The following is a 17358-nucleotide window of genomic DNA, read 5'->3' as shown; positions in this document are numbered from 1 at the left end:
TTTTGGTTTTTTTGGGGGTGTAACCCCCGTGGGCCCACCCGGCGGGGGGGGGGGGGCGCCCCCCCCCCCCCGGGGGGGCGGGGGGGGGGGGGGGGGGGCCCCCCCCCCCCCCCCGCCTCCAGTGGAGAAGGTGGTCGCGTCGCGACCGGTGGTCGTCCTACTCGGCCAGGCCGTAGAGGCGGTCGCCCGCATCGCCGAGGCCCGGCACGATGTAGCCGTTCTCGTCGAGCTTCTCGTCCAGGGCGCCGAGGACGATCGAGACGTTGCGGTCGCCCACTGCCTGCTCGACGGCGGCGAGGCCCTCCGGTGCACCGAGGATGCACACGCACGTGACTTCTTCCGCGCCGCGGTCGAACAGGAAGTCGATCGCGGCGGCGAGCGTGCCGCCCGTCGCGAGCATCGGGTCGAGCACGAAGCACTGGCGGCCGGTCAGGTCGTCGGGCAGACGCTCGGCGTAGGTCTGCGGCTCGAGGGTCTCCTCGTTGCGCGCCATCCCGAGGAAGCCGACCTCGGCCGTCGGGACGAGCTTGACCATGCCCTCGAGCATGCCGAGCCCGGCGCGCAGGATCGGGACGACGAGCGGCCGCGGCTTCGCGATCGAGACGCCCATGGTGTGGGCCACCGGCGTGTCGATCGGCGTCGCGGTGACGCGCACGTTCCGGGTCGCCTCGTACGCCAGGAGCGTCACGAGCTCCTCGGTGAGGGCGCGGAACGTCGGGGAGGGCGTCGTACGGTCGCGGAGCACCGAGAGCTTGTGGGTGATGAGCGGGTGGTCGGCGACGTGGACTCGCATAGTGTCGAGCCTACCGTGCTGCCGACCGCCAGGAGAGACCGTGGAAGCACCCGCTGCCCGCCCGTTCGTGCCCGCCATGGAGCGCGCGCTCGACGAGGCCCGCGCGTGCCTGGCGACGGGGGACGTCCCCGTCGGCGCGGTCGTCCTCGGCCGGGACGGCACCGTCGTGGCCGTCGGGCGGAACGAGCGCGAGGCGCGGCAGGACCCGACCGCGCACGCCGAGGTGCTCGCCCTGCGGGCGGCCGCGGCGGCGATCGGTGACTGGCACCTCGAGGACCTCACCCTCGTGGTGACGCTCGAGCCGTGCCCGATGTGCGCCGGTGCGGTGATGGCCGCGCGTGTGCCGCGCATCGTGTTCGGCGCGTGGGACCCGAAGGCCGGGGCGAGCGGGAGCGTCTACGACGTCGCGCGGGACCGTCGGATGCCGCACCGGTCGGAGGTCATCGGCGGCGTGCTCGAGGGGGAGTGCGCCGCGCTGCTGGACGCGTTCTTCGCCGCTCGGCGCTGAGCGAGCGTCGTCACTTCCAGAGGACCGCGATCAGGACGTTGACGATCGCGAGCGCACCGGCCGAGTGGAAGAACGGCAGTGCGGCCTTGGCCTTCGCGGCCCCGGCGTCGGCACGCTTCTGCCGGGCGCGGGCGACGAAGGCCAGCACCAGGGCGACCGCAGCGATGACGAGCTTCACGCCGAGCTTGGCGTGGTTCGCGCCGCCGTCGCTCGTGGCGTCGATGATCCCCATCATCCCGAGGCCCGTGACGAGCTGGACGATGAGGCCGGTGATCGGCCAGAAGGTCTGGAACCCGCCCTTGCGGCGCACCTGCACGAGGAACGCGCCGATGACCGCCGCGAGGCCGAGGAAGTGCAGGACGAGCAGGATGCTGAAGAGCGCCGACATGTGACCATCGTGGATGACCGGTCGGCGTGCCCGCCAGCAAGGTTCCCCTCAGTCTGCGGCGCGGATCACGATCGCTTCGGTCGGCGGACGCGGACCGGTGCGGAGCACGTCGGGCTCGACGTAGATCACCCGGGCGATCGGCACGGCCGCCCGGACGCGCTGCTCGACCGTGTCGATGCCCGCCGCGACGTCGCCGAGTCGACGGTCGCCGTCGACCGCGACCTTCACACCGACCATGAGCTCGTCCGGTCCGAGGTAGAGGGTCTTGATGTGGATGATCGAGTCGACCTCCGGACCGTCCAGCACGGCCTGCTTGATCCGCTCGACGTCGGCGGCGGTCGCGCCCTCGCCGACGAGCAGGCTCTTCGTCTCGATGCCGAGCACGACCGCCACCGCGATGAGCAGCGCCGCGATGAGGATCGTGCCGATGGCGTCGAACACACCGTTGCCCGTGATCGCCGTCAGGCCGACACCGAACAGTGCGAACACCAGGCCGAGCAGGGCGGCGGTGTCCTCGAGCATCACGACGGGCAGCTCGGGGGCCTTCGCGCGGCGGACGAACTGCACCCAGCTCTGCCGGCCCTTCTGCGGTCGGGCCTCGTTCAGGGCGGTCCGGAGGGAGAACCCCTCGAGGCCGATCGCGATGACGAGCACGACGACGGGGAGCCACCAGTTGTCGAGGGGGTGCGGATGGGTGAGCTTCTCGATGCCCTCGTAGAGCGAGAACACGCCGCCGACGGAGAACAGGATGATCGACACGACGAACGCGTACACGTAGCGCTCGCGTCCGTAACCGAACGGGTGCTCCTCGTCCGCTGCGCGTCGGGCACGTCGCCCACCGAGCAGGAGCAGGAGCTGGTTCGCGGAGTCCGCGAGCGAGTGGACGCCCTCGGCGAGCATCGACGCCGACCCGCTGATCGCCGCGGCGACGAACTTCACGATGGCGATGCCGATGTTCGCACCGAGTGCGGCGAAGATGGCCTTGGTGCCTCCGGAAGCGCTCACAGATGTCCCTTCTCCCTGACCTGCGCCCACGATCCTAGGCGGGAGCGCTGGATAGGGTCGGGAGCATGACGATCGAACTGCCCCGTACCGCCCTGCTCGGCGTCGGCTCCATGTCCGGCGCGGTCCTCGACGGCCTGCTCGCCGCCGGTCTCGACCCGGCGACCGTGACCCTCACCACGAAGTCCGAGCAGTCCGCCGCGGCGCACCGGGAGCGCGGGCTGGACGCCACGGCGACCGACACCGACCCCCACGCGAACCGCGCGGCGGTCCGTGGCGCAGCGCTCGTCGTGCTCGGGGTGAAGCCGTACGTGATCGCGGACCTGCTCGACGAGGTGTCGGCGGACCTCGAGCCGGGGGCGGTCGTCGTGAGCGTGGCGGTGGGGACGACGATCGCCAGCATGGAGGCGAAGGTGCCGGCGGGGGTCCGGGTCGTCCGGGCGCTCCCGAACACCCCGATCGGCGTCGGGCACGGCGTGACGGGGATCAGTGCCGGTCCCTCTGCCGACGCCGAGGCGGTCGCGCTCGCGTCGTCGGTGTTCGACGTCTCGGGTGTGGTCATCGAGGTCCCCGAGTCGCAGCTCGACGCACTGTCCGCCGTCTCCGGGTCCGGTCCCGCGTACGTGTTCCTGCTCGTGGAGCAGTGGCAGCAGGCGGCCGAGTCCCTCGGGTTCTCGCAGGACCAGGCCGAAGCGATGGTGCAGGGCACCCTCCGCGGCGCGGTCGAGCTGCTCGCGGCGTCCGGCAAGGAGCCGACCGACCTGCGGAAGGCCGTCACCAGCCCGAAGGGCACGACCGAGCGTGCCGTCGCCGTGCTGCAGGACGCCGACCTGGCGGGAACCTTCGAGCGGGCGTCCCGCGCGGCGATCGCCCGCGCCGAGGAACTCGCGAAGGGCTAGCGCCGCGCTCGCAGCACCGCCCACGTGACGAGCGCACCGGCGAGCACCGTCAGCACGGTCCCGGCGATCACGACGGCGCTGTCGAACTGCAGGCCCTGCGCCTGCGTCCACGGCGTCGCCGTCAGTCGCCCGGAGAACACCGTGGCGAGCACCGTGCCCGCGACCGCGATGCCGATCGCCGAGGTGACCTCGGACGACGTGTCGACGAGCGCGGCACCGATCGTCGACCGGTCCTCCGGCAGCCCGCGCAGCACGTTCGTGCCGGCGACGACCCCGACGACCCGCAGGCCCGCCGCGACGAGCACCAGGGCGAGGGCGACCCACCCGTAGCCGCGCGTGCCGAGCACCGTGTAGACACCGAGCCCGACGACGACAGCGGCGGCACTCGACCACGCGGCGTGCTCGAGTCCGACCCGCCGGACGAACGGTCCGACGAAGGCGCTCCCCGCCACGAGCACGACCACCTGGGGGAGCATGCCGACCGCGGCGAGTGCGGGCGGCCATCCCCACGCGAGCTGGAGCTGCAGGGTGACCAGGTACCCGAGGCCCGCGACCGCGAGGCCGGTCGCCGCCTTGTACGCCAGACCGCTCGACACCAGCGGACGGGCGAGCAGTGCGAGGTCGAGCAGGGGGTGCTCGGCCGTGCGCTCGCGGACCACGAAACCGGTCCCCGCCGTGATCGCCGCGGCGGTGGCTGCCCAGGCGGTCCAGTCGCCGATCCCGCCCTCGGCGAACCGGGTCGGTGCGACGAGCGCCAGCACGACCGTCGCGGTGCCGAGGACGGCCCCCGCCCAGTCGATCGGTGCCCGGTGCAGCCCGGCGGGTTCGTCGCGGGCGACGCCGGAACGGATTCCGACGAACGCGAGGGCGGCGATCGGCACGTTGACGAGCAGGAGCACCTGCCACGGTGCGACGGCGAGGACGAGGCCGCCCAGGGTGGGGCCGACCGCCAGGCCGATGAGCCCGACCGTCGAGATGAGGTTGATCGCCCGGACGCGCTGGTCGTCGTCGTCGAACAGCCGGAACGCCAGGGCCATCGACCCTGGTGTGGTCATGGCGGCCGCGATCCCGGTGACGACGCGCACGGCGACGAGTTGGTCCGCGGTGGTGACGAACGCCGTCGCCAGGCTCGCCAGCCCGAGGAGCACGAGCCCGACGAGCATCACCCGTCGGCGGCCGTACCGGTCGGCGACGGCACCCGCGGCGAGCATGAGCCCGCCGAACACCACCGAGTACGCGCCCGTGACCCACTGCAGTCCGGACGCGCCGACGTGGAGCTCCCGGCCGATCGTCGGCAGCGCGACGTTCAGGACCGAGTTGTCGAGCATCTCGAACAGGAAGACCGCGGCGAGTCCGGCGAGGGCGACCCGCGAACCGCGGAGGGATCGGGGAGAGTGGGTGCTGACGGCGTTCATGCGTCTAAGTTAAGTCACTAAACTCAGTCAGTCAATGGAAAGCGAGTCCGCATGCCCAGGAGCGCACCCCGCGGGGGACCGGAGACCCGCGCGCGGATCGCCGAGACGGCCTCCGGGATGTTCGCCGAGCAGGGCTTCGACGCGGTCACCGTGGCGCAGGTCGCGAAGGCCGCGGGCGTCTCGAGCGTGACGGTCTTCAAGCACTTCCCGCGCAAGGAGGACCTGTTCCTCGACCGCTCGGACGAGACCGTCGAGCTGTTCCGAGCGGCGGTCGACGGGGTCCCGCGGGCACAGGTCCTCGACGCGCTCGAGGCGCTGACCGCGCGGCTCGTCGACGACCGTGCGCCGGTCTCCGGGCTCGCCCCCGGGTCGGAGTCGTTCTTCCGGACGATCGCGGCGTCACCGGCGCTGCAGGCCCGCTCCCGCGAGCTCGCCGCCGGGGCGCAGGACGCGCTCGCCGAAGCGACGGGCGACGCACTGCTCGCCGCGCTCTTCGTCGCCGGCTACGCGACGGTGTTCGTGGAGACCGCCCGGCGGATCCTCGCCGACGAGGACCGCGACGCCGTCGCGACGGCGCACCGCGCCGCGCTGGACCGACTCTTCCGCGCGTTGCGTCACGGGGTCGCGTCCGCGACGTGACCCCTTGACGGACGGGAGGCACGGTGCGGGCCCGCCCCGCGCCTCCGGTCCGTCTGTTGCTCACTCCAGGGCGGCGAAGCGTTCCAGGGCGCTCTCGGTCCCGGAGACGATGATGACGTCGTTCTGGCCGATCACGCTCTCCGGCGTGGCCGGCACGAAGGCCTCGCCCGGGGTCTTGATGCCGAGCACCGTGAGGCCGAAGCGGGTGCGGATCACCGTCGTCGCCAGGTCCTTCCCGCGGACCGACGCCGGCGGGAACATCTTGACCACGGCGAAGTCGTCGTCGAACTCGATGAAGTCGAGCATCCGGCCGGACACCAGGTGCGCCGTGCGCTCGCCGGCCTCGCGCTCGGGGTAGACGACGTGGTTCGCGCCGATGCGGGACAGGATCGTGCCGTGCGACCGGCTGATCGCCTTCGCCCAGATCTGCGGGATGCCGAGGTCCACCAGGTTCGCGGTGATGAGCACGCTCGACTCGAGGTCGCTGCCGGTGCCGACGACGGCGATCGGGAAGTCCTGCGCGCCGATCTGCCGCAGCGCGTCGATGTCGGTCGCGTCGGCCTGCACCGCGTGCGTGACCCGGTCCGACCACTTTTGCACGAGTCCGGCGTCGGTGTCGACGACGAGGACCTCGCGGTCCTGCCGCTCGAGCTGTCCGGCGGTGGCGGCGCCGAACCGGCCGAGACCGATGACGAGCACCGGGGCGTCGTGGCTCACGGCACCGAGCGGGTGCGGGCGGTTGCGGTCAGCCAACGATCGGCCTCTCCTCGGGACGGCGGAACAACTGCCGGCTCTGGCTGGCGGCCAGTGCAGCGGCGATCGTCACTGTACCGACACGGCCCAGGAACATCGTCGCGGCGAGCACGTACTTGCCGGACTCGGGCAGGTTCGCGGACACCCCGGACGACAGGCCGCACGTCGCGAACGCGGAGATCACCTCGAACAGCACACGGTCGAGGGACTCGTGCGTGATCTGGAGCAGCACGACCGTGGCGACGGCGACGATCGTGGCGCCCCAGAGCACGACCGCCACGGCGACGCGGAGCACGTCGCTCGGGATGCGTCGGCCGAACGCCTCCATGCTCTGGCGTCCGCGTGCCTCCGCCACCGCTGCCAGGAACAGCACCGCCAGCGTCGTGACCTTGATGCCGCCCGCGGTCGAGGCCGAGCCGCCGCCGATGAACATGAGCATGTCCGTGACGAGCAGGCTGGAGCCGTTGAGCTGGTCGAAGTCGACGAGGGAGAACCCGCCGGACCGGGTCATCGTCGACAGGAAGAGCGCCTGGAACGCCGTGCGGCCGGCGCCCTCCTCGCCGAAGGTCGTCGGGTTCGATGCCTCGAGCGCGATGTAGACGGCCGCGCCGCCGAGGAGCAGCACCGCGCTCGTCGCCAGCGTGAGCTTCACGTGGATGGGCCAGCGGCGCGGGGAGCGGAGCTGCTTCGTCAGGGCGCGGATCACCGGGAAGCCGATCGACCCCGCGACGACGCCGACCATCAGCAGCGACAGGAACCAGTAGTCGTGCGCGAACGGCGTCAGTCCGCTGGCGTTCGGCGCGAAGCCGGTGTTCGTGAACGCCATCGCGGCGTAGTAGAACGAGTCGCCGACCGCCGTCCAGAACGGCATGCCGGCGATGAGGACGGACGGCAGCAGGAGGAGCCCGAGGACGACCTCGATCGACAGGGTGCTCACCGCGACCGTCGCGAGCAGGGTGCCGACCTCGCCGAGGCGGACGGCCTGGCCCTCGGGGACGGCGCCGTGGTGCGTCCGCAGCGGGTTCGAGTCACCGGCGGCCATGAGCTTCGCCCGGAGACCCAGCTTCCGGGTGACGAAGAGGCCGAGGATCGAGGCGAACGTCAGGACGCCGACGGCTCCGATCTGCGTGCCGATCACCACGAGGGTCTTGCCGAACACCGACCAGTGCGTCGCCATGTCCACCGTGGCGAGCCCGGTGACGCAGACCACCGACGCCGCGGTGAAGAGCGCGTCCGCGAAGTGCGTCGAGCGTCCGTCCGCCGCGGCCCACGGGGTCATGAACAGGCTCGTGAAGACGAAGATCAACGCGACGAAGACGACGATCGCCAGGCGCGACGGCGACGAACGGAGCGCGGTGCCGATCCGGGACGGCCGCCGACGGGTCGCGCCCGCCGGACGCGACGGCGGCTCGTGACGATCGAGCATCGTATGCCTCCGGGGACATGGGCGGGACGGTTCGTCATGGTACATCCGTGACGGCCCGGCTAGCCTTGCTGCATGGCCGACATCTTCAGCGTCGTGGCGGATCCCACCAGGCGTGAACTGCTCGGGGCGCTGCTGTCCTCGTACGGGTCGGACGTCACCGGCGGCGAGCTCAGCGTCGGCCAGCTCGTCGAGAAGCTCGGCGTCAGCCAGCCCACCGTGTCGAAGCACCTCCGCGTCCTCCGGGACATGGGGCTCGTGACCAGCCGTGAAGAGGGACAGCACCGCTACTACCGTCTCGACCCGGAACCGCTCGTCGGCATCGAGGAGTGGGTGCTCCCGTTCACGAACGCGGTCGACGCGGACGGCACCCCGGCGACGACGGCGTGGACGATGGACGGCCAGCCGGTGTCGGTCCGCCGCTCCGGCACGGCCGGCAAGGCCACGGTCGAGGTTGGCACCGAACTCGGTCGCGTGATGGCCGAGGCGTCCTACCGCGCGACCGCCGCCCTGAGCGGTGCGCAGCAGGGCTGGGAGCGTGTCGTCGACCGCAGCCGCAAGCGCTTCACCCGGCGTGGCGACGAGGACTGAGCCGGATCTGGACACCGGTCGCACCGGCCCCTACAGTTGCCAGTGACCACACAGGTCACACCAATCCCCGAAGGCGGACCATGACCGGCAGTTTCGACGACGTGCGCTTCCTCACCGTCGCTGAGGTCGCCGAGATGATGCGCGTCTCCAAGATGACGGTCTACCGCATGGTCCACGCGGGTGAACTCCCCGCCATCCGGTTCGGCCGGTCCTTCCGCGTCCCGGAGTCCGCCGTCGCGGACGTCCTGCGCGGTGGCATCGCCGACGTCGGCTAGGCGGGTCCGAACCGGCCCGTTCGACATCGCGTCGGCCCTCCGCTAGACTCGGCGGGGTTGTTTTTCCGCGGTCTCGTTGGCCCGGTGTCCACACAACATCAGTCCGAGTGAGGTCCGTATGGGTTCTGTCATCAAGAAGCGTCGCAAGCGCATGGCGAAGAAGAAGCACCGCAAGCTGCTTCGCAAGACGCGCCACCAGCGTCGCAACAAGAAGTAGGCCCCGAGCCTGCAGCGTCAAGCCCCGGTTCGCCGGGGCTTTCGCATTTCCCCGGGCTTTCGCATTCCGCGGTGCGGATATGGTGGTGCCATGCCCGCCGTGACCCTGCTGACCAAGCCCGGCTGCCACCTCTGCGACGACGCCCGCCCGGTCGTCGAACGCGTCGTGGCCGAACACCCCGGATCGACCCTGCAGGAGCTGTCCATCCTCGACGACGACGCCCTCCGCGAGGAGTACGCGGAGGACATCCCCGTCGTCCTGGTCGACGGGCGCGTCCACAGCAACTGGCACGTCGACGCCGACCGGCTCCGCCGTGCACTCGAGAAGGCCGAGGCCCGCGCATGATCCACCACGTCGTCTCCTGGACCCTGCGCGAGGACCTCGACCGCGCCACGTCCGTCGCGCGGATCCGGGAACTCCTCGTCGGGCTGACCGGCACCGTCGGGTCGATCCGCTCGCTGGAGGTCGTCGAGAACGTCGCCTACCCCGGGAAGAACCAGGACGTCGCCGTCGTGGCGACCTTCGACGACCTCGCCGGTCTCGACGAGTACCAGGTGCACCCGCAGCACCAGGCCGCGGCAGCGGAGATCCGCGGCCTGGTCACGGGGCGGGCGGCCATCGACTGGGAGCGGTGAGCCGCGCCTCCAGGCCGGCCCCGCACACGCGGAACGGCCCCCGTTCGCTGTGAACGGGGGCCGTTTGGCGTGTACCGGGCGACTACGGGGTCAGGCGCGTCGGGCCACGGAACAGGTAGGTGACCTCGCGGATCGACGGCTCGTGCAGTGCGAGCATGAGCACGCGCGCCAGGCCCATGCCGAAGCCGCCGTGCGGCGGGACGCCGTAGCGGAAGAAGTCGAGGTACCAGCCGAGCTCCTCCGGGTCGAGGCCCTTCTCGACGGCCTGCGCCTCGAGGATCTCCACCCGGTGCTCGCGCTGCGCACCCGTCGAGATCTCGGCGCCGTTGAAGAGCAGGTCGTAGCTGTTCGTGAGCGTCGGGTCGTCGGCGTGGCGCATGTGGTAGTACGGCCGGATCGAGGCGTCGTAGTCGGTCACGAAGACGAACTCCGAGCCGTGGGTCTCCTTCGCCCACGCGCTCACGCGGCGCTCGCCCTCGGGGTCGAGGTCGCCGTCGGCGCGGACGACCTCGTAACCGCTGTCGGCCACGATCTTCCGGGCCTCGGCCAGGGTGACGCGGGGGAACGGGGCGGTCGGGACGACGAACTCGAAGCCGAAGACCTCCTCGATGTCCTTGCCGTGCTTCTCCTTGACGGCGGTGAACCCGGCGACGAGGAGCTCCTCGTGCATGGCCATGACGTCCTCGTGGGACTCGACCCACGAGAACTCGGCGTCGATGCTCGTGAACTCCGTCGCGTGACGGCTCGTGAACGAGGGGTCGGCGCGGAAGGCGTCGGCGATCTCGAAGACCGCTCCGAAGCCGGCCGGCTGCGCCATCTGCTTGAAGTTCTGCGGAGACTGCGCGAGGTACGCCGTGGTCTCGAAGTACTCGAGCTGGAAGAGCTCGGCACGCGACTCGGACGCCGAGGCCATCAGCTTCGGGGTGTGGATCTCGATGTAGTCGCGCTCGACCCAGTAGGTGCGGAACGCGTGCTCCATCGTCGTCTGGATGCGGAAGATGAGATTCTGCTTGCGGTTGCGCAGGTCGAGGAAGCGCCAGTCGAGGCGCTTGTCGAGCGAGGAGTCGTCCGCGATCGGGGTCTCCGGGATGGCGGCGCTGACGACGGTCAGGTCGCCGACCTTGACCTCGAGACCGCCGAGCTTGACGCGCTCGTCGTGCTTCAGCGTGCCCTGCACGTGCACGAAGGTGCCGTGCGCGAGGCCGGAGATCGCCTCGGTCGTCGCGAGTGCTGCGGCGGAGGCGTCGTCGCCCTCGACCGCTTCGCGCGTGGCGGGGTTGACGAGCTGGGCGGCGCCGGACTCGTCGCGGAGGACGACGAACTGCACCTTCTTCTGGTCTCGGACGGTCTCCACCCATCCGGCGACGGAGACGGGGCCGTCGGGGCGTGCGGCGAGGTCGGCGATGCGGGTGCGTTCGATCACGGTGGTCGAGTCTACCGGTCTGCCTCCGGGCCCGTCGTTGGGTGCGTCCGTTCCTCCACAGACCGGCATCCGTCCGGCGTCGTCCACAGGGTCGGCCTGGAGGCACGTGGCCGGTCGGCCGGCTCCGTAGCGTTCTCGACGTGGCCGGGTCGCGAGCTGGAGGGAGGCCCCGGATGACGGCAGGGGTCGAGGGGCTCGCGGCCTGGCCGCCTGCGGCGGTGGCGACGGTGGTCGCGGCTGCGCTGGCGGTGGCGCTGACGGCGGTCGCGGGGTTGGTCGGCGGGCTGTGGGCGGTGCTGCGGTGGCGGCGGGACGTGGCGCGTGAGGAGCGGGACCGGGCGTGGTCGCGCTTCGTGTGGACGGTCGAGCAGGCGTGCGACTCGGACGTGGGGCGGAGCGAGGTCGGTCTCGCGAGCGCCAAGACGATGTACAACATGCAGATTCTTCGCGATCACGATGCGACCTTCGGCAGGATCGTGCTGGAACTCATCACGGGAGGAGAAGACGATGGCGGTGCAGGATCCGGTCAAGGTGCTCATCGAGCGTCGGCGTGAGGAATGGCGGCAGGAAGTGCGTCACCGGTACCGGTTCCGGCCGTGGAAGGCGCGGCGGCTCATCGCGATGCACGACGACGTCATCCAGTTCCTCGAGGAGACGCGTGCCGCGCGTCGCGAGCGCAAGCGGCTCATCGAGGCAGGCGAACTGTCACGGGAGTGAAGCGCGCAGCGTCCCGAGGGTGCCGATGAACTCCTCGGCCATGCCGGCACGTTCGACGAGCTTCGCGTGCCGCGCCCGCGCATCCACGAGGAACTCGTCGAGCCGTGCGGCGAGGGCGGCTGCGTCGCCGGGGTCCTTCGCCGCCAGACCGTCGACGACCCGGAGCAGTTCGGCCATCTCGTCGAGCGTGAACCCCAGCGGCTTCATCCGACGGATCACGAGCAGGCGCTCGAGGTCCTGCTCGGTGTAGACCCGGAACCCGCCGCTCGTCCGCCCGCTCGGCACGAGCAAGCCGACCTCGTCGTAGTGCCGGATGGTACGGAGGGACATCTCCGCGCGCTCGGCCAGTTCCCCGATGTGCATGGTGGTGCTCACCCGCCGAACTCTACCCTCACGTGAGGGTAGAGTTCGACGTGATGTCCGTGATCACCCACTCCCCGACGGCCCCGAGCGTCCTCAGCGCCCTGCGCTCGCCCCGATTGCTGACGCGTGAGGTCCTCGCCGGGATCGTCACCGCGCTCGCCCTCATACCCGAGGCCATCTCCTTCTCAGTCGTCGCCGGGGTGGACCCCGCCGTCGGGCTCTTCTCGAGCGTGGTCATCGCCGTCGTCATCTCGATCGTCGGCGGCCGTCCCGCGATGGTGTCCGCCGCCGCCGGGTCGGTGGCGCTCGTCATCGCCCCGCTCGTGCGGGACCACGGCATCGCCTACCTCGTCCCCACGATCGTGCTCGGCGGCGTCTTCCAGCTCGTGCTCGGCTTCCTCGGTGTCGCGCGCCTCATGCGGTTCATCCCGCGGAGCGTCAACGTCGCGTTCGTGAACGCCCTCGCCATCCTCATCTTCACGGCGCAGCTGCCGAACCTGTTCGGCGGGGACGTCCCGGCGATCGTGTGGCCGCTCACCGCCCTCGGCGTCGCGATCATCGTCGGCTTCCCGTTCCTCACGAAGGCGGTCCCGGCCCCGCTCGTCGCCGTCGTGGTGATCACGGCGATCACCCTGATCGCCGGCATCGCGGTGCCGACGGTGGGGGACAAGGGATCCCTGCCGACGGCGCTGCCGGGGTTCACCGGCATCACGACGCCGATCTCGTTCGAGACGCTGCAGATCATCGCGCCGTACGCGTTCGGCGTCGCGATCGTCGGACTCATCGAGACGCTCCTCACCGCGCAGCTCGTCGACTCGATCACCGAGACCGGGTCGAGCAAGTGGCGGGAGTCCTGGGGGCAGGGGGTCGCGAACGTCGTGTCCGCGTTCTTCGGTGGCACGGGTGGGTGCGCGATGATCGGTCAGACCGTGATCAACGTGAAGACCGCCGGTGCCCGGACGCGGATCTCGACCTTCGTCGCCGGGGTCTCGGTGCTCGTGCTGACGATCGTCCTGCACGACCTGGTCGCCGAGATCCCGATGGCCGCGCTGACCGCGGTGATGATCATGGTGTGCGTCGCGACCTTCGACTGGCACAGCATCCGCCCCCGCACCCTCGGCCGGATGCCGCTCGGCGAGACCGCCGTGATGGTCATCACCGTCGTCGTGGTCGTCGCGACGGACAACCTCGCCACCGGCGTCCTCGTCGGGGTGGTCGTCGCTGCGCTCGTGTTCGCTCGGCGGGCCGCGCACGTCGTGTCCGTCGTACGCGAGCCGGTCGACGAGCACACGGTCCGGTACCGGGTCCGCGGTGCGCTGTTCTTCGCGTCGTCCAACGACCTCGTCACGCGGTTCTCCTACGCGCAGGACCCCGAGCACGTGGTCATCGACATGTCCGACGCGCACGTGTTCGACGCGAGCACGGTCGCGGCCCTGGACGGGGTCGAGCAGCGTTTCGCCAAGCACGGTTCGACCGTCGAGGTGGTGAACCTCAACACGGGTTCGGTCGCGCTGCACGGGCGGCTGTCCGGCGAACTCGGCTGAGCGCTTCCGCATCCGGTGAATCGTCTGTGCGGGCGGTGGGAACGCCTGGGCGACCTACACTGGAACCCATGCCCGCGTCCCGAATCCACCTCGTCCGTCACGGCGAGGTGCACAACCCGGACCGTGTCCTCTACGGGCGGCTCCCCGGTTTCGGGCTGAGCGACCTCGGCAAGCAGATGGCGCTCGCGTCGGCCACCGCGTGGAAGGACGCCGGGGTCGACGTCCGTCGCATCGTGGCCTCCCCGCTGCAGCGCACGCAGGAGTCCGCGGCGCCGTGGTCCGAGGCCTTCGGGCTCGACGTTGCGCTCGACGAACGACTCATCGAGCCGACGAACCGCTACGAGGGGCAGCCTCCGGGGTTCACGAAGCGTTCGCTCGGACGCCCGGCCGAGTGGCCGTGGATCGCGAACCCGTTCCGGCCGAGCTGGGGCGAGGCGTACGAGTCCATCGCGAACCGGATGCTCGCGGCGATCGCCACGGCGTGGGAGAGCGTCGACGAGGGCGACGTCGTCCTCGTCAGCCACCAGCTGCCGATCTGGATGGTGCACCGCCGTCTCGCCGGCGAGCAGCTCTGGCACGACCCGAGGAAGCGGCGCTGCGACCTCTCCAGCATCACGACCGTCGAGCGTGTACCCGCCACCTCGTCCGGCCGGTTCACCGAGGTCGGGTACGCGGACCCGGCGCAGGCCCTGCGCGCGACCGCCATCGACGAAGGAGCAGTGTGACCAGCACCAGGAAGCGGCTCGCGGTCCTCGCGGCGACGGCGGTGACGGCCGCCCTCGTCCTGACGGGCTGCTCGTCGGACAACGACTCGCTGTCGAAGCAGTACGGCAGCGGCACGACGCAGAACTACATCTCCGGCGACGGCGCGGTGACCGAGGTCGCCACGGACAAGCGCACGGACGCCGTGGACTTCGAGGCGAAGGACATCGATGGCGACACCGTCTCGTCGAAGGCACTCAAGGGCAAGGTCGTCGTCCTGAACTTCTGGTACGCGGGCTGCCCGCCGTGCCGGGCCGAGGCGAAGTACCTCAACAAGGTGCACGACCAGTTCGCCGACGACGACGTCCAGTTCATCGGCGTCAACGTGCGTGACGAGCAGGCCACGGCCGAGGCGTTCGAGCGCACCTTCAAGGTCGACTACCCGACGGTGCTCGACCAGAAGACCGGCGCGATGCAGCTCGCGATGTCCGGGCAGATCGCCCCGAACGCCGTGCCCGCGACCATCGTGCTCGACAAGCAGGGCCGTGTCGCAGCGCGGGTCCTCGGCGCCGTCGACGGCCCGGGGATCCTGAACACCCTCGTCTCCGACGAGTTGTCGGGCAAGGCCTCCTGACCCGTGTCCAGCAACCCCTTCGCCGACGCGATCCTCAGCGGGCAGATGGCCGTGGCGCTCCCCGTCGCGGCGCTCGCCGGACTGGTGTCGTTCCTGTCACCGTGCGTGCTGCCGCTCGTACCGGGGTACCTCGGGTACGTCGGTGGCGTCGCCGAGGGCGGGCAGCGCCGGGGTCGTGTGGTGCTCGGGGTGCTGCTGTTCATCCTCGGGTTCACGGCGGTCTTCGTCGCGTACACGACGGTCTTCGGCGCGCTCGGCTTCTGGCTGGTGCGGTGGCGTGACCTCATCACGCAGATCCTCGGTGTCGTCGTCATCGCGATGGGCCTCGTGTTCGTCGGCCGCTTCACGTTCCTGCAGCGCACCATCAAACCCGGGTGGACGCCCGCGACGGGTCTGGTCGGCGCACCCCTGCTCGGCATCGTGTTCGGCCTGGGCTGGACGCCGTGCCTCGGCCCGACCCTCGCCGCGATCAACCTGCTCAGCGTCCAGTCGGGCAGTGCCTGGCAGGGCATGTGGCTCGGCGTCGCGTACTGCCTCGGCCTGGGCGTCCCGTTCGTCCTCGTCGCGCTCGGTGCCGGTTGGGCGACCGGGGCGATCCGCGCCGTGAAGCGCCACATGCGCACCGTCAACATCATCGGAGGAGCGATCCTGATCGTCATCGGTCTGCTCATGGTCACCGGAATCTGGTCGGCCGTCATGTCGAGCGCGGGGGCGGTGATCCAGAGCTTTGTCCCCGCAGTCTGAACCCGACGTCGACGCCGCCGACATCGACTCCACCGACACCTCGGCGGACCCGCAGCGACCGTCCGACCACGTCGACGGCTCCGGTCCGGCCGAGCCCTCCGCTGCGGGTGGTGGCGACGGGGTCAACCAGCCGAAGCTCGGCCTCGTCGGGTACATGCGGTTCTTCTGGCGCCAGCTCACGAGCATGCGGACCGCGCTGTTCCTGCTGATGCTGCTCGCCCTCGCCGCGATCCCGGGTTCGCTCGTCCCGCAGCGCACCGCGGACCCGAACGGCGTCGTGCAGTACAAGGCGGACCACGCGACGCTGTACCCGATCCTCGACAAGCTCCAGGTCTTCGACACCTACACCTCGGTGTGGTTCTCGGCGATCTACCTGCTGCTGTTCGTCTCGCTGATCGGCTGCATCATCCCGCGCACGAAGCACCACTGGCAGGCGCTCCGCACCCGGCCGCCGAAGACCCCGGTCCGACTCACGCGACTCGCGGGCTACCAGAAGGTCGCCGCGGACGGGACCGAGGTGCCGGCGGACCAGGCCGTCACCCGCGCGATGGCACTCCTGAAGCGTTCCGGGTACCGCGTCGAGCGGTTCGGTGACTCGGTCAGCGCCGAGCGCGGGTACCTGCGTGAGACCGGCAACCTGGTCTTCCACGCGGCGCTCGTCGGCGTGCTCCTGGCGGTCGGCGTCGGCGGCGGCTTCGGCTACACCGGTCAGCGGCTCCTCGTCGAGGGGCAGACGTTCTCGAACGTGCTCGGCTCGTACGACTCGTTCAACCCCGGCCGGTGGTTCCAGCAGACCGACCTCAAGGGCTACAACTTCACCCTCGACAAGTTCGTCACCAAGTACGAGGAGCGGAACCTCGACGCCCTCGGACAGGCGCTCGACTACTCAGCGACCGTGACGACGCAGGAGAAGGGCGGCACGAAGCAGACGAGCCGCCTCGGCGTGAACGACCCGGTCAGCGTCGGCGGCACGAACGTCTACCTCCTCGGCAACGGCTACGCGATGGACGTCACGGTGCGCGACGGCGACGGCAACGTGGCGTTCGAGGACACGGTCCCGTTCCTGCCGGAGGACGCGAACTACACGTCCACGGGTGTCATCAAGGTGCCCGACGCCGCGCCGGACCAGCTCGGCATGGTCGGCTTCTTCTACCCGACGGCGTCGAAGCTCTCCACCGGGGCGTACGCCAGCGCCTACCCCGACGACCAGAACCCCCTGCTGACCCTGCAGGTGTACACGGGTGACCTCGGTCTCGACGACGGTGTCCCGCAGAGCGTGTACACGCTCGACACGAGCGGCCTGAAGCAGATCGCGGGGCGTCAGTCCGACGCCGCCAGCATCGAGCTGAAGCCCGGACAGACCAAGAAGCTGCCGGGCGACGCGGGATCGATCACCTTCGACGGCGTGAAGCGCTACGTCTCGCTCGACGTGCACCACGACCCCTCGCAGCTGTGGGTCGGCGGCTTCGCCGTGCTGAGCGTCCTCGGCCTCCTCACCTCGCTCTTCGTCCCGCGCCGTCGCGTGTGGGTGAAGGTCGTGCCCCGTCGCGACGACGGCACCGGTGCGGAGCCGGGCTACGACCTCGAGTACGCCGGTCTCGCACGTGGCGAGGACCCGAACCTCGAACGGGCCGTGGCGGACATCGCCAAGCGCCACACGTCGGACCTCGGAGTTAGGATGCCCCAGTGAACG

The 17358-nt window shown here is 70.7% G+C and carries 23 protein-coding genes; 15 read left to right on the top strand and 8 right to left on the bottom strand.

The window, feature by feature from the left end:
- Nucleotides 1–157: 157 nt before the first annotated feature.
- A complete protein-coding gene (gene upp / locus ABIC61_RS07320) occupies nt 158–793 on the bottom strand; it encodes a uracil phosphoribosyltransferase (protein ID WP_354029363.1) in 636 nt (211 codons plus the stop codon).
- Between the two features lie 76 nt (nt 794–869).
- On the opposite strand from upp, the gene ABIC61_RS07315 reads away from it, so the two are divergent.
- Complete coding sequence (locus ABIC61_RS07315) at nt 870–1301, top strand: nucleoside deaminase (protein ID WP_144752651.1); 432 nt, start codon at nt 870–872, stop codon at nt 1299–1301.
- A gap of 10 nt (nt 1302–1311) precedes the next feature.
- Here the strand turns inward: ABIC61_RS07315 and ABIC61_RS07310 are convergent, their stop codons facing one another.
- Together ABIC61_RS07310 and ABIC61_RS07305 are read right to left on the bottom strand one after the other, a co-directional pair.
- On the bottom strand, nt 1312–1689 hold the full coding sequence (locus ABIC61_RS07310; protein ID WP_354029362.1) for a hypothetical protein: 378 nt from the start codon (nt 1687–1689) through the stop codon (nt 1312–1314).
- Between the two features lie 48 nt (nt 1690–1737).
- Nucleotides 1738–2694 (bottom strand): cation diffusion facilitator family transporter, encoded by a 957-nt coding sequence (locus tag ABIC61_RS07305; protein WP_354029361.1) that lies wholly within the window; start codon nt 2692–2694, stop codon nt 1738–1740.
- Nucleotides 2695–2759: 65 nt separating this feature from the next.
- Between ABIC61_RS07305 and proC the strand changes: the two genes are divergently transcribed.
- The gene (proC, locus tag ABIC61_RS07300) at nt 2760–3590 is read left to right on the top strand and encodes a pyrroline-5-carboxylate reductase (RefSeq protein ID WP_354029360.1); all 831 of its coding nucleotides are present in this window, start codon (nt 2760–2762) and stop codon (nt 3588–3590) included.
- On the opposite strand, the gene ABIC61_RS07295 is transcribed toward proC, so the two are convergent.
- The gene (locus tag ABIC61_RS07295; protein ID WP_354029359.1) at nt 3587–5005 is read right to left on the bottom strand and encodes an MFS transporter; all 1419 of its coding nucleotides are present in this window, start codon (nt 5003–5005) and stop codon (nt 3587–3589) included. The two genes, proC and ABIC61_RS07295, sit on opposite strands and share 4 nt — an antisense overlap.
- Before the next feature lie 51 nt (nt 5006–5056).
- On the opposite strand from ABIC61_RS07295, the gene ABIC61_RS07290 reads away from it, so the two are divergent.
- On the top strand, nt 5057–5644 hold the full coding sequence (locus tag ABIC61_RS07290; RefSeq protein ID WP_354029358.1) for a TetR/AcrR family transcriptional regulator: 588 nt from the start codon (nt 5057–5059) through the stop codon (nt 5642–5644).
- A gap of 60 nt (nt 5645–5704) precedes the next feature.
- Here ABIC61_RS07290 and ABIC61_RS07285 read toward each other — a convergent pair whose 3' ends face one another.
- Nucleotides 5705–6397, bottom strand: coding sequence for a potassium channel family protein (locus ABIC61_RS07285; RefSeq protein WP_175473676.1), 693 nt, complete (start codon nt 6395–6397; stop codon nt 5705–5707).
- Nucleotides 6390–7823, bottom strand: coding sequence for a TrkH family potassium uptake protein (locus ABIC61_RS07280; RefSeq protein ID WP_354029357.1), 1434 nt, complete (start codon nt 7821–7823; stop codon nt 6390–6392). Before ABIC61_RS07280 ends, ABIC61_RS07285 begins: the two co-directional genes overlap by 8 nt.
- Before the next feature lie 72 nt (nt 7824–7895).
- On the opposite strand from ABIC61_RS07280, the gene ABIC61_RS07275 reads away from it, so the two are divergent.
- From ABIC61_RS07275 to ABIC61_RS07255, 5 genes are all read left to right on the top strand, one after another.
- Nucleotides 7896–8411 (top strand): ArsR/SmtB family transcription factor, encoded by a 516-nt coding sequence (locus tag ABIC61_RS07275; RefSeq protein ID WP_354029356.1) that lies wholly within the window; start codon nt 7896–7898, stop codon nt 8409–8411.
- A gap of 80 nt (nt 8412–8491) precedes the next feature.
- Nucleotides 8492–8686 carry a helix-turn-helix domain-containing protein gene (locus ABIC61_RS07270; RefSeq protein ID WP_022902482.1) on the top strand — a complete coding sequence of 65 codons (195 nt, stop codon included), beginning with the start codon at nt 8492–8494 and terminating at the stop codon, nt 8684–8686.
- A gap of 118 nt (nt 8687–8804) precedes the next feature.
- Entirely contained in the window at nt 8805–8903 is a 99-nt protein-coding gene (locus tag ABIC61_RS07265; protein ID WP_003792170.1) for a 30S ribosomal protein bS22, read from the top strand.
- Between the two features lie 90 nt (nt 8904–8993).
- Nucleotides 8994–9248: a glutaredoxin family protein gene (locus tag ABIC61_RS07260; RefSeq protein WP_354029355.1), complete on the top strand. Its 255-nt coding sequence runs from the start codon at nt 8994–8996 to the stop codon at nt 9246–9248.
- Complete coding sequence (locus ABIC61_RS07255; RefSeq protein WP_144752009.1) at nt 9245–9538, top strand: Dabb family protein; 294 nt, start codon at nt 9245–9247, stop codon at nt 9536–9538. The genes ABIC61_RS07260 and ABIC61_RS07255 overlap by 4 nt, the downstream gene beginning before the upstream one ends.
- A gap of 82 nt (nt 9539–9620) precedes the next feature.
- Here the strand turns inward: ABIC61_RS07255 and aspS are convergent, their stop codons facing one another.
- Nucleotides 9621–10961: an aspartate--tRNA(Asn) ligase gene (aspS, locus tag ABIC61_RS07250; RefSeq protein WP_144752012.1), complete on the bottom strand. Its 1341-nt coding sequence runs from the start codon at nt 10959–10961 to the stop codon at nt 9621–9623.
- A 173-nt stretch (nt 10962–11134) separates the two neighbouring features.
- On the opposite strand from aspS, the gene ABIC61_RS07245 reads away from it, so the two are divergent.
- Together ABIC61_RS07245 and ABIC61_RS07240 are read left to right on the top strand one after the other, a co-directional pair.
- A complete protein-coding gene (locus ABIC61_RS07245; protein WP_144752016.1) occupies nt 11135–11515 on the top strand; it encodes a hypothetical protein in 381 nt (126 codons plus the stop codon).
- Nucleotides 11469–11678 carry a hypothetical protein gene (locus ABIC61_RS07240; protein WP_144752019.1) on the top strand — a complete coding sequence of 70 codons (210 nt, stop codon included), beginning with the start codon at nt 11469–11471 and terminating at the stop codon, nt 11676–11678. Before ABIC61_RS07245 ends, ABIC61_RS07240 begins: the two co-directional genes overlap by 47 nt.
- On the opposite strand, the gene ABIC61_RS07235 is transcribed toward ABIC61_RS07240, so the two are convergent.
- Nucleotides 11667–12041: a MerR family transcriptional regulator gene (locus ABIC61_RS07235; protein WP_354029369.1), complete on the bottom strand. Its 375-nt coding sequence runs from the start codon at nt 12039–12041 to the stop codon at nt 11667–11669. The genes ABIC61_RS07240 and ABIC61_RS07235 overlap by 12 nt on opposite strands.
- A gap of 53 nt (nt 12042–12094) precedes the next feature.
- Here ABIC61_RS07235 and ABIC61_RS07230 point away from each other — a divergent pair, with 53 nt between their 5' ends.
- The 5 genes from ABIC61_RS07230 (at nt 12095) to resB (ending at nt 17355) form a co-directional block, all read left to right on the top strand.
- The gene (locus tag ABIC61_RS07230; protein ID WP_354029354.1) at nt 12095–13585 is read left to right on the top strand and encodes a SulP family inorganic anion transporter; all 1491 of its coding nucleotides are present in this window, start codon (nt 12095–12097) and stop codon (nt 13583–13585) included.
- A gap of 68 nt (nt 13586–13653) precedes the next feature.
- The gene (locus ABIC61_RS07225; protein WP_144752026.1) at nt 13654–14310 is read left to right on the top strand and encodes a histidine phosphatase family protein; all 657 of its coding nucleotides are present in this window, start codon (nt 13654–13656) and stop codon (nt 14308–14310) included.
- Nucleotides 14307–14921 carry a TlpA family protein disulfide reductase gene (locus tag ABIC61_RS07220; RefSeq protein WP_144752028.1) on the top strand — a complete coding sequence of 205 codons (615 nt, stop codon included), beginning with the start codon at nt 14307–14309 and terminating at the stop codon, nt 14919–14921. The genes ABIC61_RS07225 and ABIC61_RS07220 overlap by 4 nt, the downstream gene beginning before the upstream one ends.
- A gap of 45 nt (nt 14922–14966) precedes the next feature.
- The gene (locus ABIC61_RS07215; RefSeq protein ID WP_079238981.1) at nt 14967–15665 is read left to right on the top strand and encodes a cytochrome c biogenesis CcdA family protein; all 699 of its coding nucleotides are present in this window, start codon (nt 14967–14969) and stop codon (nt 15663–15665) included.
- A complete protein-coding gene (gene resB, locus ABIC61_RS07210) occupies nt 15649–17355 on the top strand; it encodes a cytochrome c biogenesis protein ResB (protein ID WP_354029353.1) in 1707 nt (568 codons plus the stop codon). The genes ABIC61_RS07215 and resB overlap by 17 nt, the downstream gene beginning before the upstream one ends.
- Nucleotides 17356–17358 lie beyond the last annotated feature (3 nt).

It is taken from the genome of Curtobacterium sp. 1544, from assembly GCF_040544915.1.
Lineage (GTDB): Bacteria > Actinomycetota > Actinomycetes > Actinomycetales > Microbacteriaceae > Curtobacterium > Curtobacterium pusillum_C.
Note: the sequence above shows the minus strand (reverse complement) of the source record. Positions and strands in the feature narration are given on the sequence as shown.

Coding starts and splice junctions, on each gene's coding strand:
- upp (WP_354029363.1), bottom strand. CDS start 793: ATGCGAGTCCACGTCGCCGACCACCCGCTCATCACCCACAAGCTCTCG.
- ABIC61_RS07315 (WP_144752651.1), top strand. CDS start 870: ATGGAGCGCGCGCTCGACGAGGCCCGCGCGTGCCTGGCGACGGGGGAC.
- ABIC61_RS07310 (WP_354029362.1), bottom strand. CDS start 1,689: ATGTCGGCGCTCTTCAGCATCCTGCTCGTCCTGCACTTCCTCGGCCTC.
- proC (WP_354029360.1), top strand. CDS start 2,760: ATGACGATCGAACTGCCCCGTACCGCCCTGCTCGGCGTCGGCTCCATG.
- ABIC61_RS07295 (WP_354029359.1), bottom strand. CDS start 5,005: ATGAACGCCGTCAGCACCCACTCTCCCCGATCCCTCCGCGGTTCGCGG.
- ABIC61_RS07290 (WP_354029358.1), top strand. CDS start 5,057: ATGCCCAGGAGCGCACCCCGCGGGGGACCGGAGACCCGCGCGCGGATC.
- ABIC61_RS07280 (WP_354029357.1), bottom strand. CDS start 7,823: ATGCTCGATCGTCACGAGCCGCCGTCGCGTCCGGCGGGCGCGACCCGT.
- ABIC61_RS07275 (WP_354029356.1), top strand. CDS start 7,896: ATGGCCGACATCTTCAGCGTCGTGGCGGATCCCACCAGGCGTGAACTG.
- ABIC61_RS07270 (WP_022902482.1), top strand. CDS start 8,492: ATGACCGGCAGTTTCGACGACGTGCGCTTCCTCACCGTCGCTGAGGTC.
- ABIC61_RS07265 (WP_003792170.1), top strand. CDS start 8,805: ATGGGTTCTGTCATCAAGAAGCGTCGCAAGCGCATGGCGAAGAAGAAG.
- ABIC61_RS07260 (WP_354029355.1), top strand. CDS start 8,994: ATGCCCGCCGTGACCCTGCTGACCAAGCCCGGCTGCCACCTCTGCGAC.
- ABIC61_RS07255 (WP_144752009.1), top strand. CDS start 9,245: ATGATCCACCACGTCGTCTCCTGGACCCTGCGCGAGGACCTCGACCGC.
- ABIC61_RS07245 (WP_144752016.1), top strand. CDS start 11,135: ATGACGGCAGGGGTCGAGGGGCTCGCGGCCTGGCCGCCTGCGGCGGTG.
- ABIC61_RS07240 (WP_144752019.1), top strand. CDS start 11,469: ATGGCGGTGCAGGATCCGGTCAAGGTGCTCATCGAGCGTCGGCGTGAG.
- ABIC61_RS07235 (WP_354029369.1), bottom strand. CDS start 12,041: ATGCACATCGGGGAACTGGCCGAGCGCGCGGAGATGTCCCTCCGTACC.
- ABIC61_RS07230 (WP_354029354.1), top strand. CDS start 12,095: ATGTCCGTGATCACCCACTCCCCGACGGCCCCGAGCGTCCTCAGCGCC.
- ABIC61_RS07225 (WP_144752026.1), top strand. CDS start 13,654: ATGCCCGCGTCCCGAATCCACCTCGTCCGTCACGGCGAGGTGCACAAC.
- ABIC61_RS07215 (WP_079238981.1), top strand. CDS start 14,967: ATGGCCGTGGCGCTCCCCGTCGCGGCGCTCGCCGGACTGGTGTCGTTC.